13 protein-coding genes are annotated in these 12,761 nt (G+C 51.4%); 6 read left to right on the top strand and 7 right to left on the bottom strand.

The genetic code is table 11. The annotated features are described in order from the left end of the window. The first annotated feature begins 244 nt into the window (after window positions 1–244). From JJU14_RS15070 to JJU14_RS15050, 5 genes are all read left to right on the top strand, one after another. Window positions 245–910 carry a Bax inhibitor-1/YccA family protein gene (locus tag JJU14_RS15070; protein WP_091340565.1) on the top strand — a complete coding sequence of 222 codons (666 nt, stop codon included), beginning with the start codon at window positions 245–247 and terminating at the stop codon, window positions 908–910. Between the two features lie 85 nt (window positions 911–995). After that, window positions 996–1,358 (top strand): sulfurtransferase complex subunit TusD, encoded by a 363-nt coding sequence (gene tusD, locus JJU14_RS15065; RefSeq protein WP_366914911.1) that lies wholly within the window; start codon window positions 996–998, stop codon window positions 1,356–1,358. Next, a complete protein-coding gene (locus JJU14_RS15060) occupies window positions 1,358–1,720 on the top strand; it encodes a DsrE family protein (protein WP_228614541.1) in 363 nt (120 codons plus the stop codon). The genes tusD and JJU14_RS15060 overlap by 1 nt, the downstream gene beginning before the upstream one ends. A gap of 14 nt (window positions 1,721–1,734) precedes the next feature. Continuing rightward, window positions 1,735–2,004 (top strand): DsrH/TusB family sulfur metabolism protein, encoded by a 270-nt coding sequence (locus tag JJU14_RS15055; protein ID WP_228614540.1) that lies wholly within the window; start codon window positions 1,735–1,737, stop codon window positions 2,002–2,004. Beyond that, the gene (locus JJU14_RS15050) at window positions 1,989–2,324 is read left to right on the top strand and encodes a TusE/DsrC/DsvC family sulfur relay protein (protein WP_228614539.1); all 336 of its coding nucleotides are present in this window, start codon (window positions 1,989–1,991) and stop codon (window positions 2,322–2,324) included. The genes JJU14_RS15055 and JJU14_RS15050 overlap by 16 nt, the downstream gene beginning before the upstream one ends. Before the next feature lie 50 nt (window positions 2,325–2,374). Here the strand turns inward: JJU14_RS15050 and JJU14_RS15045 are convergent, their stop codons facing one another. From JJU14_RS15045 to lrp, 6 genes are all read right to left on the bottom strand, one after another. Continuing rightward, the gene (locus tag JJU14_RS15045; RefSeq protein ID WP_228614538.1) at window positions 2,375–2,590 is read right to left on the bottom strand and encodes a hypothetical protein; all 216 of its coding nucleotides are present in this window, start codon (window positions 2,588–2,590) and stop codon (window positions 2,375–2,377) included. Window positions 2,591–2,600: 10 nt separating this feature from the next. Beyond that, window positions 2,601–3,902, bottom strand: coding sequence for a serine--tRNA ligase (gene serS / locus JJU14_RS15040; protein WP_228614537.1), 1,302 nt, complete (start codon window positions 3,900–3,902; stop codon window positions 2,601–2,603). 64 nt (window positions 3,903–3,966) lie between these two features. Continuing rightward, complete coding sequence (locus tag JJU14_RS15035; protein WP_228614536.1) at window positions 3,967–5,310, bottom strand: AAA family ATPase; 1,344 nt, start codon at window positions 5,308–5,310, stop codon at window positions 3,967–3,969. Window positions 5,311–5,316: 6 nt separating this feature from the next. Then, entirely contained in the window at window positions 5,317–5,967 is a 651-nt protein-coding gene (lolA, locus tag JJU14_RS15030; protein ID WP_228614535.1) for an outer membrane lipoprotein chaperone LolA, read from the bottom strand. After that, window positions 5,967–8,438: a DNA translocase FtsK 4TM domain-containing protein gene (locus tag JJU14_RS15025; RefSeq protein WP_228614534.1), complete on the bottom strand. Its 2,472-nt coding sequence runs from the start codon at window positions 8,436–8,438 to the stop codon at window positions 5,967–5,969. Before JJU14_RS15025 ends, lolA begins: the two co-directional genes overlap by 1 nt. A gap of 221 nt (window positions 8,439–8,659) precedes the next feature. Next, entirely contained in the window at window positions 8,660–9,142 is a 483-nt protein-coding gene (gene lrp, locus JJU14_RS15020) for a leucine-responsive transcriptional regulator Lrp (protein WP_091340610.1), read from the bottom strand. Between the two features lie 136 nt (window positions 9,143–9,278). Between lrp and ald the strand changes: the two genes are divergently transcribed. Further along, window positions 9,279–10,397: an alanine dehydrogenase gene (gene ald / locus JJU14_RS15015; RefSeq protein ID WP_228614533.1), complete on the top strand. Its 1,119-nt coding sequence runs from the start codon at window positions 9,279–9,281 to the stop codon at window positions 10,395–10,397. A 68-nt stretch (window positions 10,398–10,465) separates the two neighbouring features. Here the strand turns inward: ald and JJU14_RS15010 are convergent, their stop codons facing one another. Then, a complete protein-coding gene (locus tag JJU14_RS15010; protein WP_228614532.1) occupies window positions 10,466–12,541 on the bottom strand; it encodes a prolyl oligopeptidase family serine peptidase in 2,076 nt (691 codons plus the stop codon). Window positions 12,542–12,761: the final 220 nt, after the last annotated feature.

Raw genomic sequence — 12,761 nt, 5'->3', positions numbered from 1 at the left:
GGTGCATTCAACCGCTCTGCCATCCCTCCAGCGAGGCGTATACTAATCAGTTTGCTGCTGAAAGAAAAGTCCTTTTTATCATTCTTCGGTTCAGCCAGCCAATTTTTCATCAATTTGGTTTTTCTACCTCAGTTTTGCTACGGAATCACTAGAGCTCAGGGAACTTAGCAGGTATGATAGTTATCAAAGCATTAACTAAGCTCTGGTTCTGTAGATTACGAAACCAATGTACAAGGAGACCTGTATGTCGTACAGAGAAACCCAAACCATCAGCTCGGTGAGCCGTGGTGTAGAAATTAATAAAGTACTCCGTAATACCTATTTCCTGCTGGGTATGACACTGGCTGTCAGCGCCATTGCGGCCGTTTTTGCCATGGCATTAAATATTTCGCCCATGGCGTCTCTGGTCTGCATGATTGCTGGTTTTGTGTTGTTGTTTGTGGTGAACAAGCAAGCCGATAAAGCCAGTGGTATTTTCTGGGTATTTGCCTTTACTGCCCTGTTTGGTGCCTCTTTAGGCCCCATGTTGAATTACTACGTTGGCCTGGCCAACGGCCCAAGCCTGATTATGCAGGCGTTAGCCGGCACCGCTGTGATCTTCTTCTCACTGTCGGCCTACGCCTTGACCACCCGTAAAGACTTTTCCTTTATGGGCGGCTTCCTGTTTGTTGGCCTGATTGTGGTACTGCTGGCGATTCTGGCGAATCTGTTCCTGCAAATTCCGGCAATGTCGCTGGCCATCAGCTCAGCCGTGATCCTGATCATGTCTGGTCTGATTCTGTTTGATACCAGCCGTATTATTCATGGCGGTGAAACCAACTACATCCGTGCAACGGTAGCACTCTACCTGAACATCTTTAATATTTTTGTTCATCTGCTAAGCCTGCTGGGCGTGTTGAACAACGATTAAATCACAGCCAGCACAGACACTTTGTCGCTGGCTTGTTTTCCGGTAAAATGCCTCCTTTGTGTGAGGCATTTTTTTTGAGGCCATGATGACCATCTTTGCCCTGTTGCTGACCCAATCGCCTTTTGCCGGCCAGGCCTTTCAAAGCTGCCTGCGCTTTGCCAAAGCAGCCGTGCAGGCAAAGCATCAGGTAGAGCATATCTTTTTGTACCAGGATGCGGTGCTGGCAGCCAGTGCGGCCATCGATCTGCCCTCTGATGAACCCAATGCAGCGGCTTTGCTGGCGGACTTTTGCCAACAACAACAAATCCCCTTGCTGTTTTGCAGCACAGCGGCAGAAAAACGTGGTGTGAACCTGGAGGCGGAGCAGCTTGGCGCTGGCTATCAGTTGGCTGGCCTGGCCGAGCATGCCATGCGACTAAGTAAGTGCGATAAACTGGTGCAATTCTGATGAGCCACGCCACCTTAATCTGGTTGCAGAGCAGCCCCTACAACAGCAGCGCTGCCCGTGAAGCACTGGATTATATCCTGGCACTAGCTGCAGTGGATTGCCCGGCGCAGTTGCTGTTAAGTGGCCCGGCTGTTTGCCTGCTGCAGCCTCATACCGATTTTAGCAGTGCCCTGCAATTAAAAGACTGCAGTAAATTGCTCGGGTTATTCGAGCTTTACGATTTGCCAGCGCCGCTGGTCTGTCAAGAAAGTCTGAATCGATATCAGCCAGAGCCGGGCCAACTCAATCAGGCGATCACACGGCTTTCAAAACAGCAATTGACTGAACAGCTGGCCAGGTTCCGGCATGTGGCTACTTTGTAAGGACGGTTGCTCCAATGAAATTAGTACACTGGATCTACCCCGAACTGCCTTCTCAGGATCTGCAAACGCAGTTGCAACCGCAGGATGTATTGCTGTTGCGCCAGGATGGCTGCTACAGCCTGATACTGCCCTGGCCTGAACTAGCCTGTCGTTTATTGGTGCTGACAACGGATTTAAACGCACGCGGCCTGAGCCTGCAAACACCCTGGCTCGCCATTGATGATACGAGCTGGGTCGAGCTGGCGGCACAGGCCTCGCAGGTGGTGCTATGGCCGAAGTACTAGTCAATAACCAGCGCATCCCGCTGGATAAACACGGCTATCTGGCGGACTTATCGCTGTGGAGCACCGAGCTGGCTGAGTACTTTGCCCGGCAAGAAGGCATTGAACTGACCGAAGCGCATTGGGAAGTAGTGAACTTTGTGCGGGATTTTTACCATGAACATCAGACCTCACCTGCCATCCGGTTGCTGGTCAAAGCCATGGCGCAGCACTATGGGCCGGAAAAAGGCAGCAGCAAGTACTTGTTTCTACTGTTTCCGGATGGCCCTGCCAAGCAGGCCACCCGCATTGCCGGCTTACCTAAGCCAGCGCGCTGTTTATAAGGATCCAGTGAACAGACTGCATCTTGCTCGCTTGCAGGTGTCGTGTCGCGTTACACGCTATCGCGTACTATGCCCAGCACCGCCTCAAAAAAGAACAGGACTGCAATCAATACCACCCCAAGCAACAACAAGCGATACAGCCAGCGCCGGATCCGGGCTGGCGTTTGCACATCCGGCGCTGTCGGCCGCAGTCGCTTTGCGCTGCTGGCCTTATCAGCTGCTTGCGCGGGCACTTTGCCGCGCTCTTTGCCGTTTTTTGGGGACATACCGGTGGTCCTACTGACCTTTAGCCTTCAGTACCGCCTGCCCTTGCATATAAGGCTGCAGCGCTGCCGGTACCCGAATGGAGCCATCGGCCTGCTGGTAGTTTTCCAAAATGGCCACCAAGGTCCGGCCTACCGCCAGGCCTGAGCCATTTAAGGTATGCAGCAGCTCCGGCTTTTTCCCTTCTGCCAGCCGGAAACGGGCTTGCATGCGGCGGGCCTGAAAATCGCCCATATTGCTGCAGGATGATATCTCACGGTAGGTTTTTTGCGCCGGTAACCAAACTTCAAGATCGTACGTTTTGCAGGCCCCAAAGCCCATATCGCCAGTACAAAGCAGCATCACCCGGTAAGGCAGCTCCAGCAACTGCAACACCCGCTCGGCATGGCCAGTTAAGTCTTCCAGTGCCTGCATCGAGTGATCCGGATGCACCAACTGCACCAGCTCGACTTTATCGAACTGATGCTGGCGAATAAGGCCTCGGGTATCACGACCATAGGAGCCGGCTTCACTGCGAAAACAGGGGGTATGAGCCGTCATTTTGACCGGCAGCTCAGCCAAATCAAAAATAGTATCGCGCGCTAAATTCGTCAGCGGCACTTCCGCCGTTGGGATCAAGGCCATGCCCTGACCTTCTTCGGTAGCAGGCTTGGTATGAAACAAGTCACCACCAAACTTTGGCAGCTGACCAGTACCATAAAGGCTGTCATGGTTCACCAGATAAGGCACGTACATCTCGGTGTAACCGTGCTCATTGGTATGCAAATCCAGCATAAATTGCGCCAAAGCCCGGTGCAGCCGGGCCAGTTGGCCACGCATCACCACAAAACGCGAGCCGGATACTTTGACTGCGCTTTCAAAATCCAGGCCTTTATCCAGCGCTTCGCCTAAATCAACATGATCTTTTGGCTCAAAATCAAAGCGGCTAGGCTCCAGGTGACGACGTACCTCGACATTGGCCGCTTCGTCAGCCCCCACTGGCACTGAAGCATCCGGCAGGTTGGGGATGCTCAGGCTGATTTGCTCCAGCTCGGCCAGCAATTGGTCCAGCTCGGTTTTGGCCGCATCCAGCTGCTCACCAAGACCCGAGACTTCCTGCAGCAAAGGTGCAATATCTTCACCCCGCGCTTTGGCCTGGCCAATTTCTTTCGAACGGCTATTGCGCTGATTTTGTAATTCCTGGGTTCGTACCTGCAGATCGCGCCGACGCTCTTCAAGTTGGCTTAAGCTCGCCACATCCAGTGTAAAACCACGGCTGGCAAGGCGCTCTGCAGTTTGAGGTAATTCGGCACGTAAAAACTTTGCATCCAACATAAGGGTTCAAACTTCCCGGTAAAGGGCCATTGAGGCCAATCAGATAATAACTGGCAATAGTGTATCATTGCCGATAGCGTTTGTTCGGACTTTGTGCGTCCAATTGCTGCAAATAGCGCATTTTTTCAGCAAGTTGCTTTTCCAGACCGCGTTCAGTTGGCTGATAAAGTTGCAGCTCACAGAGCGCCTCTGGCAAGTAGTTCTCGCCAGCGGCATAAGCCCCCTCTTCATGGTGCGCATAGCGGTATTCAGCGCCAAAACCCAGCTCTTTCATCAGCTTGGTGGGCGCATTGCGCAGATGAGGAGGCACCGCATGATCCGGCTGCTCGCGAACCAGCTGACGCATTTGCTTAAAGGCCGAATACAAGGCATTGCTTTTGGGTGCCAGTGCTAAATAGACCGCAGCCTGGGCAATGGCACGTTCTCCTTCAGCCGGGCCTACCCGCTGAAAGGTATCCCAGGCATTCAATGCCAGAGTTAAAGCTCTGGGATCGGCATTGCCAATGTCCTCACTGGCTATCGCCAGCAAGCGCCGGGCAACATAGAGCGGATCGCCACCGCCTTCCAGAATACGGCAATACCAGTACAAAGCGGCATCCGGCGCAGAACCCCGTACCGATTTATGAAAGGCAGAAATCAAATCGTAGAACTGATCGCCCTGGTTATCAAAACCTGGCAGCTTGCGGGGTACCAGCTGTCGCACCAGTTCTGCGCTGACCGGCTGCTGTACACCGGATGCGGCACTGTACTCGGCTATCAGCTCCAGCAAGTTCAGCAATTGGCGGGCATCGCCACCTGCCAGCAGCAGCAACAACGCTTGCGCCTCGTCACTTAGCGTTAGTTGCAATCGGCCCAAACCCAGCTCGTTATCGGTTAAAGCGCGCTCGATCAGTGGTTTTAATTCCTCGTCGGTCAGCTTGTTTAGCACGCAGACCCGGGCCCTGGATAAAATAGCATTGTTCAGGGCAAACGATGGGTTCTCGGTGGTAGCACCGATAAAGACAATGGTGCCATCTTCGATGTGCGGTAAAAACGCATCCTGCTGGCTTTTATTAAAGCGATGCACCTCGTCAACAAACAGCAAGGTGCGCTTTTGCCATTGCAGCTGGCGCTCTTTGGCTTGTTGGATAGCATCACGAATTTCTTTGATGCCAGCGGTGACCGCCGATAACTTGCACAACTCGGCATCGGCATGACGGGCAATGATTTCCGCCAGCGTGGTTTTACCGGTACCAGGTGGGCCCCAGAGGATCAGGGAAAATACCTTGCCTTGCTCAATGGCCTGACGCAGCGGTAAGCCCGGTGCCAACAGGTGCTGCTGACCGACATAATCGGCCAGCGTTTGCGGCCGAAGCCTTGCCGCCAACGGCCTGATATCATCGCTAAAATCGAAGTTCAGCGTCGACACCCGGCTTTACCTTTGATCGTCGATATCAACATCAGCCGGCGGTTGAAACTGAAACAAGTCGGCTGCGAAGTCCGAGTCGGAATCAGGCATTGGCTGAAAATAAAAGATACTGCGCTGGCCGTTTAAATCCAGCACCTGCATCCGGCTAAGGGCATCACCGCTAAAGTGCAATTGCAAGTACTGCACCGGACTAGCCGGATCATCAGCCTGGATGCGATAGCCATCCTCCAGCTGGCTAATCTGGTATTGTTGCCACAAACTGGCATCGTTCGACATCAACAAGGTAAAGGGCGTGCGTTCCAGCTCAGCTTTGGCATCATAGATGGTGACCTGCTCCAACAACTCATGGTAGTACCACAGCGTTTCGCCATCACCGACGAACAAAATAGGCTCAGGCAGTTCCATCTGATAGCGGAATTTACCCGGCTGTTGCAACCAAAGCTCGCCTTCGCCTTGTTGCACTAACTGCTGCTGCATATCAAACACCTGCTGCTCAAAGCGGGCATAAAAACGCGGCATCGCAGCCAGTTGTTGCTGCAAAGTTTGGGTTGCCTGTTTAGAACTGACGTGCTCGGAAGCAACATCAGCCGTTGCCGGAGCACTGACCAGACACGCCGGACTCAGCAGCAAACTGGCGGCTAAAAACAATGATTTCATCAATTCCCCTTGGGTGGCGGAGGCGCCAGTACTTCACGATTGCCATTGTGGCCCGGACCGCTGACCACACCACTGTGTTCCATTTGCTCAACCAAACGAGCAGCCCGGTTGTATCCAATGCGAAAACGACGCTGCACGCCGGAGACCGAAGCACGGCGGCTTTCGGTAACAAAGGCCACGGCCTGGTCATACAGCGGATCCGCTTCGCCTTCATCCCCTTCGAGCGTCTCGCCAGGCAATAAGTTCTCTTCGGTGGTTTCACCGCTTAAGATTTCAGCAATGTATTTCGGCTGGCCACGGCGTTTCCAGTCGGCAACCACAGCATGCACTTCATGATCATCCACAAAGGCACCATGCACCCGGTTCGGCACGCCAGAGCCGGGGGGTAAATAAAGCATATCGCCCTGCCCCAACAGGCTCTCGGCACCTTGCTGGTCCAAAATAGTCCGTGAATCGATTTTCGAGCTGACCTGAAAGGCAATACGGGTTGGAATATTGGCTTTAATCAAGCCGGTGATCACATCCACAGAAGGCCGCTGAGTCGCCAAAATCAAGTGAATACCTGCCGCCCTGGCTTTTTGCGCAATACGGGCAATCAGCTCTTCCACTTTTTTACCCACAATCATCATCATGTCGGCAAATTCATCAATCACCACCACGATGGCGGGTAACTTCTCCAGCCTCGGTGCTTCATCGCGCATATCATCGGAAGGCTTCCAAAGCGGGTCAATCAAGGGCTGACCGGCAGCAATGGCTTCTTTGACTTTGGCGTTGTAGCCTTTCAGGTTACGTACACCCAGCGCAGACATCAGTTTGTAACGACGCTCCATCTCGCCAACGCACCAGCGCAGACCATTGGCCGCATCTTTCATATCAGTGACCACTTCAGTCAACAGATGCGGAATGCCCTCGTAGATCGACAACTCCAGCATTTTCGGGTCAATCATCAAAAAGCGCACTTCATCCGGCGTCGATTTGTACAAAATACTACAGATCATCACATTGACACCGACCGACTTACCCGAGCCGGTGGTACCTGCCACCAGCAAATGTGGCATCTTGGCCAAGTCGGCAACCATGGCTTTACCCGCGATGTCTTTGCCCAGCACCATGGTTAATGGCGAGCGCGACTGCTCAAAGGTGCTGTCGCCAATCACTTCCGACAAACGCACGATTTCACGGTGCTTGTTGGGCAGCTCCAAACCAATAAACGACTTGCCGGGTATCACTTCCACCACCCGCACACTGATGGCCGACAACGAACGCGCCAAATCTTTGGCTAAACCAGTAATTTTGCTGACCTTCACGCCTGGTGCTAAGTCGAGCTCGAAACGAGTAACCACAGGGCCAGGATGCACCCCCACCACCTTGGCTTCCACATTAAAGTCCAACAGCTTGGCTTCAACCAATCGCGACACCCGCTCCAAATCAGCCGGGTCAATCGGGTTTTGCGCTTTATCCGGCCGATCCAGCAATTCCAGCCCGGGCAGTTCAGTGATGGCATGGGGCTCCGATTCCGGTGAGTCATCATCATCCAGCTCGGGCTCTGGTAGTCGTACCGCTTTTTGCTTTAACTCGGTATGACGCAGCGTTTTTTCAATTTGTTCTGGCAGTTCGGGTTCATCCACCGCACTGAATGAAAGCGACTCATCGGCGAGGTCATCCACACTGTAAAACGCACGTGCATCCCGCTCTTCCAGCGGCTGTACCGGCAACGTAAATTCACTGCGCTCTGCTTTGTTGGCCAATGCCTTGCTGGCCGGTTGGCTACTTACTTTAGGTTCGGTTGCCCAATTATCGTCGATCGCATCTTGCTTATGATCCCGGCTATCATCCACTTCCTGCTGATTTTGCTGCCACTTATCTTGCAACCAGGATGGCAATTGCAGCAGCCAGCACCCGGCCTGCCAAACCCAGGCGCCCAGTGCATCCATCACCGTAAACCAGGAGATACCGGTCATCAATGTCAGACCTGTAGCAAAAAAGCACAACAGCAACAAGGTGGTGCCAACAAAGTTCAGATAAGGCAATAACAGCCCACTGAAAATATCCCCCACCACGCCACCGGAGGAGAAGTAATAGATGTCGTTAAAGTTCATGCTACTGATTGCGGTGGCACTGATCATGGTCAGTACCAGGCCAATCAGCCGCAGCCCAAGAATCAGATAGTCCAGTTGCAACACATGGTGGAAGCGTTTGAACAGCAAATAACCCAGCCCGGCGACCAACACTGGGATCAGATAGGCAATCCAGCCAAAACTGAACAACAGTAAATCGGCCAGCCAGGCACCGACAGGTCCGGCATAGTTCGATACACCCTGCTGATAACCGGTTTGTGACCAGCTGGGATCTGCCGGATTAAACGAAATCAGCGCCAGCAATAAAAACAACGCCAGGCCACAACATAAAATCAGGCCAACCTCCAGCAATCGCTGGATGCCGTTTAAATTAAAAAAGGATATCCGTGGCAAAAGTGCGCCTCACTTATCTGTATTATGTTGTTATCTGCCATCGCTTGACTTTGCTGCATAATAACCTTCTGTGAAAGATACCAGACTGCAACCTTTCGTGCATCTGTTTGGCAGGTTAGCCGCAGAAAAATCCGGCATTCCGACCAGTTTTATTCACCTGACAGCAAGTTTAGTGGCTCCTTGCTGAATCCAAGCTGGATCAAGCATCAAAAGTGCCTGTTTTATGGCCTCACAAAACTGCTTTGCTTCACTTCTTCCATCACCACATAGGTACGGCTTTCGCGCACACTGGGCAAACGCAGCAAGGTTTCCCCTAACAGCTCACGATAAGCAGCCATATTAGTCACCCGGGTTTTTAATAAAAAATCAAAACTGCCCGACACCAGATGACACTCCTGAATTTCATCCAACTTTTGCACCGCTTTACTGAATTCATCAAAATCTTCCGGCGAGGTTTTGCTTAAGGTGATTTCGACAAACACCAAGAGCGCAGCTCCCACCTTGACCGGATCGACCAGGGCGGTATAACCAAGAATGTACTGTTCAGCTTCCAGTTTACGCACCCGTTCCAGACAAGGCGTTGGGCTTAGGCCGACTCGCCTGGCCAATTCAACATTGGAAACACGGCCATCGCGCTGAAGTTCAGCTAAAATCTTACGATCGGTTCTGTCGAGCTTTTTAATGCTCTTACTCTGTGAAAACATGCAGTCAAAAACTCTGTTTTTAGCTAGTAAAATAGAATTATGCACCAAGCCAGAACTTTAAAACAGGCATTAATTCCGCAAAATTCGCTATATACTAGCACCAAATTTCATCACCCTACAAAAAGGCGATTCAGTTATGTTAATTGGTATCCCAAAAGAAATTAAAAACCACGAGTACCGCGTTGGAATGACCCCGGCAAGCGTGCGTGAAGTCATTCAGCACGGCCATCAGGTTTGCGTCGAGCACAACGCAGGTATCGGTATTGGTTTTACCGACGACGATTACCAGCAAGCCGGTGCCGAAGTTCTGAGCACTGCTGCAGAAGTGTTTGCCAAGGCTGAGATGATTGTGAAAGTAAAAGAGCCTCAGGCTGTTGAACGAGCCATGCTGCGCGAAGGCCAGATCCTCTTTACTTACCTGCACCTGGCACCTGATTTGCCACAAACTGAAGATCTGATCAAAAGCAAAGCGGTCTGCATTGCCTATGAAACCGTTACCGATAACAAAGGTGGTTTGCCCCTGCTGGCGCCCATGTCGGAAGTGGCTGGCCGGATGTCGATTCAAGCCGGAGCCCGTGCACTGGAAAAGTCCTGCGGCGGCTTAGGTATGCTGCTTGGCGGTGTGCCAGGTGTTGCTCCTGCCAAGGTCGTTGTCATTGGTGGCGGTATGGTGGGCACCAATGCAGCGCAGATGGCCGTTGGCCTGGGTGCTGATGTGACCGTGCTGGATCGCAGCGTTGATGTCCTGCGTCGGATCAATGCCCAGTTCAATGGTGCAGTGAAAGCCGTGTACTCCACCGCTGATGCACTGGAAAAAGAAGTATTGGCTGCCGATCTGGTGATTGGTGGTGTACTGGTTCCTGGCGCGGCAGCACCTAAGTTGGTTACCGCAGATCACATCAAACGGATGAAGCCTGGTGCGGCCATTGTCGATGTGGCCATCGATCAGGGCGGCTGTGTTGAAACGTCCAAGCCAACCACTCATGCTGAGCCTACTTACATTGTGGATGATGTGGTGCATTACTGTGTTGCCAATATGCCAGGTGCCGTGCCACGTACCTCGACTTTCGCGCTGAACAACGTGACGCTGCCCTACATCATCCGCCTGGCGAACAAAGGCTACAAGCAGGCCTTGCTGGACGATGTGCACCTGCGCAACGGTTTGAACGTCTACCGTGGTCTGGTGACTAACGAGTTTGTTGCTGAAGCACTGAAATTTGACTTTGTTGATCCAACCGTCGCACTGCAAGCTTAATTTGTATACGTACCTATAAAAAAGCCCGGCTCAGTGAGCCGGGCCTTTTACATCAAAATAGTTTTCTACTACCTAAGCTGCTGCCACAAGTAGCTATACTCCAAAGCGGACATCCGGGCAGTCTGTCGGTTATCACTAGCACCGGCATGGCCACCTTCAATGTTCTCGAAATACACCACTGGGTGCTCCTGCTCAAGCATACGAGCAACCATTTTCCGCGCATGCGCCGGATGCACACGATCATCACGGGTTGACGTATAGAAAAACGCGCGAGGATAAGTGCGCTTTTGATGCAGGTTATGGTACGGAGAATAGGTTTTAATCACCTCCCACATCTCAGCATCGTCCGGGTTGCCATATTCAGCCATCCAGGACGCGCCAGCTAACAGCTTGTGATAACGCTTCATATCCAGCAAAGGGACCTGGCTGATCACTGCATTAAATAGTTCTGGTCGAAGTACCATAGCCGCGCCGGTTAATAAGCCTCCATTAGAGCCACCTTTAATGCCCAAATGACGGGGAGAAGTAATCTTTCGCTCGATCAAATCCTCGGCAATGGCAAAAAAGTCTTCAAAAGCCCGCATACGGTTTTTTTGCAATGCCGCCTGGTGCCAGGCCGGGCCATACTCGCCACCGCCACGGATATTGCCAAGCACGTATACGCCACCTTGCTCCAGCCAGTTACGCCCCATGACGGCTGAATAAGAAGGTCGCATCGACACTTCGAAGCCTCCATAGCCATACAACAAGGTTGGGTTCTTGCCATTGAGCTCAATGTCTTTGGCTTTCACCACAAAATATGGGACCTCAGTGCCATCTGCTGAGGTGGCTTTATACTGCCGAACATCAAAGCGAGCTTCATCGAACCAACTGGGTGCCTGCCGTAACTGATGAGTTTCCCGCGTGACTGTATCGCCTTGCATCAAAGTAGTTGGTGTTAAAAATCCATTCACGATGTAATGAAAGACATTGTCAGTTTCGTCCGTATTAAAAACAGAAATGCTGGCATTCTCTGCCAGTTGTAAATCCTCAGCCTGCCAACCTTTGTCGGTATTTTGCAAGCGGAACACTTTGCTGTTCACATCTTGCAATACCGAAATCATCAAATGATCTTTCGTTCGGGTGACACCTTGAATGCTCATGGTCTCGGTGGGTGCCATCACTAAAGTCGGCTCTGCCTTGCCTTGTTTCACAGATGAAATCGGCATTGCGATCAAAGAACCCTGCGCAAAACCATGTTCTGGCCAATCCTCCCGCAGCATCAGAATCAGTTGATCATTAAAGATGGTACGAAGTGTAGCGCTATCTGGCTTGGGTATAGCCAGTAGCTTATCATCATGACGCAGCCACATCTTATTGCTATAAAAGTTTGGGGATTCATACACCACATCATAGTTGGCTGCCTGAGTAAAAATTCGGTAGGCACCAGCTGCAACAGAGTCTACATTCCCGCTAAAAAGCGCTGGTGCTTCTGATAATGCCGCTCCACGCTGCCACACCCTGACTTCTCTGGGATAACCAGAGGTAGTGAGGCTTCCCTCACCAAAATCAGTTGCGACATACAGGCTATCCTGGTCAATCCAACCAACCCGGCTCTTTGCCTCAGGCAGGCTAAAGCCACCCTTAACAAAACTCATGCTGTTTTTATCAAACTCACGTACCACAGTAGCGTCGGCACCACCACGGGATAAGTTGACCAAGCAGCGTTGATACTCGGGGTAAAGGCATGACATGCCTTTGTAAACCCAGTTTTCATCTTCAGCTGCCGCCAACGCATCGATATCTAAAACAACTTGCCACTCAGGCTCACCACTGGCATAACTTTCTACCGTGGTACGACGATACAAGCCTCGCTGGTGGTTGGCATCACGCCAAAAGTTATAAAGGTAATTGCCTTGACGGCTGGGAAAATCGATACGATCATCTGAATCTAGGACCTCAAGGGTTTGATCAAATAGCTTTTGATACAGTTCAGATTCTGCCAGTTGTTGCTTGGCATGCTTATTTTGTTGTTCAACCCACGCCATAGCGCGCTCGCCATGAACCTCTTCTAACCAAAGGTATGGATCCTGTTCGGCCTGAGCTTGTGCCATGACCGATACGACGACCAGGCTAAGAAATGAAGATGAAATTTTTAAGGTCATATATGAGCCTTTTATTTTTATGTTAATTTTAAACGTGAATTAAAATTAACATACCTTTTCTTCGTTGACTACGCTAGATGCGTTTAACACCAGATTTTTTAAGAAGAAAATTACTAAAAATGCAAAAGCAAAAAAGCAAAAAAGCAAAAAATAACTATACATTCCCTAAATAGCTGATATGATGATGTCTGGCCTGTAATGCAGACCTATGTACACAACT

Origin of the sequence: Alkalimonas sp., assembly GCF_020831925.1 — a bacterium.
Taxonomy (GTDB): Bacteria; Pseudomonadota; Gammaproteobacteria; order Enterobacterales; family Alteromonadaceae; genus Alkalimonas.
Note: the sequence above shows the minus strand (reverse complement) of the source record. Positions and strands in the feature narration are given on the sequence as shown.

Bases quoted from the DNA above. Each gene is read 5' to 3' on its own strand.
- JJU14_RS15070 (WP_091340565.1), top strand. From the start codon at position 245: ATGTCGTACAGAGAAACCCAAACCATCAGCTCGGTGAGCCGTGGTGTA.
- tusD (WP_366914911.1), top strand. From the start codon at position 996: ATGACCATCTTTGCCCTGTTGCTGACCCAATCGCCTTTTGCCGGCCAG.
- JJU14_RS15060 (WP_228614541.1), top strand. From the start codon at position 1,358: ATGAGCCACGCCACCTTAATCTGGTTGCAGAGCAGCCCCTACAACAGC.
- JJU14_RS15055 (WP_228614540.1), top strand. From the start codon at position 1,735: ATGAAATTAGTACACTGGATCTACCCCGAACTGCCTTCTCAGGATCTG.
- JJU14_RS15050 (WP_228614539.1), top strand. From the start codon at position 1,989: ATGGCCGAAGTACTAGTCAATAACCAGCGCATCCCGCTGGATAAACAC.
- JJU14_RS15045 (WP_228614538.1), bottom strand. From the start codon at position 2,590: ATGTCCCCAAAAAACGGCAAAGAGCGCGGCAAAGTGCCCGCGCAAGCA.
- serS (WP_228614537.1), bottom strand. From the start codon at position 3,902: ATGTTGGATGCAAAGTTTTTACGTGCCGAATTACCTCAAACTGCAGAG.
- lolA (WP_228614535.1), bottom strand. From the start codon at position 5,967: ATGAAATCATTGTTTTTAGCCGCCAGTTTGCTGCTGAGTCCGGCGTGT.
- lrp (WP_091340610.1), bottom strand. From the start codon at position 9,142: ATGTTTTCACAGAGTAAGAGCATTAAAAAGCTCGACAGAACCGATCGT.
- ald (WP_228614533.1), top strand. From the start codon at position 9,279: ATGTTAATTGGTATCCCAAAAGAAATTAAAAACCACGAGTACCGCGTT.
- JJU14_RS15010 (WP_228614532.1), bottom strand. From the start codon at position 12,541: ATGACCTTAAAAATTTCATCTTCATTTCTTAGCCTGGTCGTCGTATCG.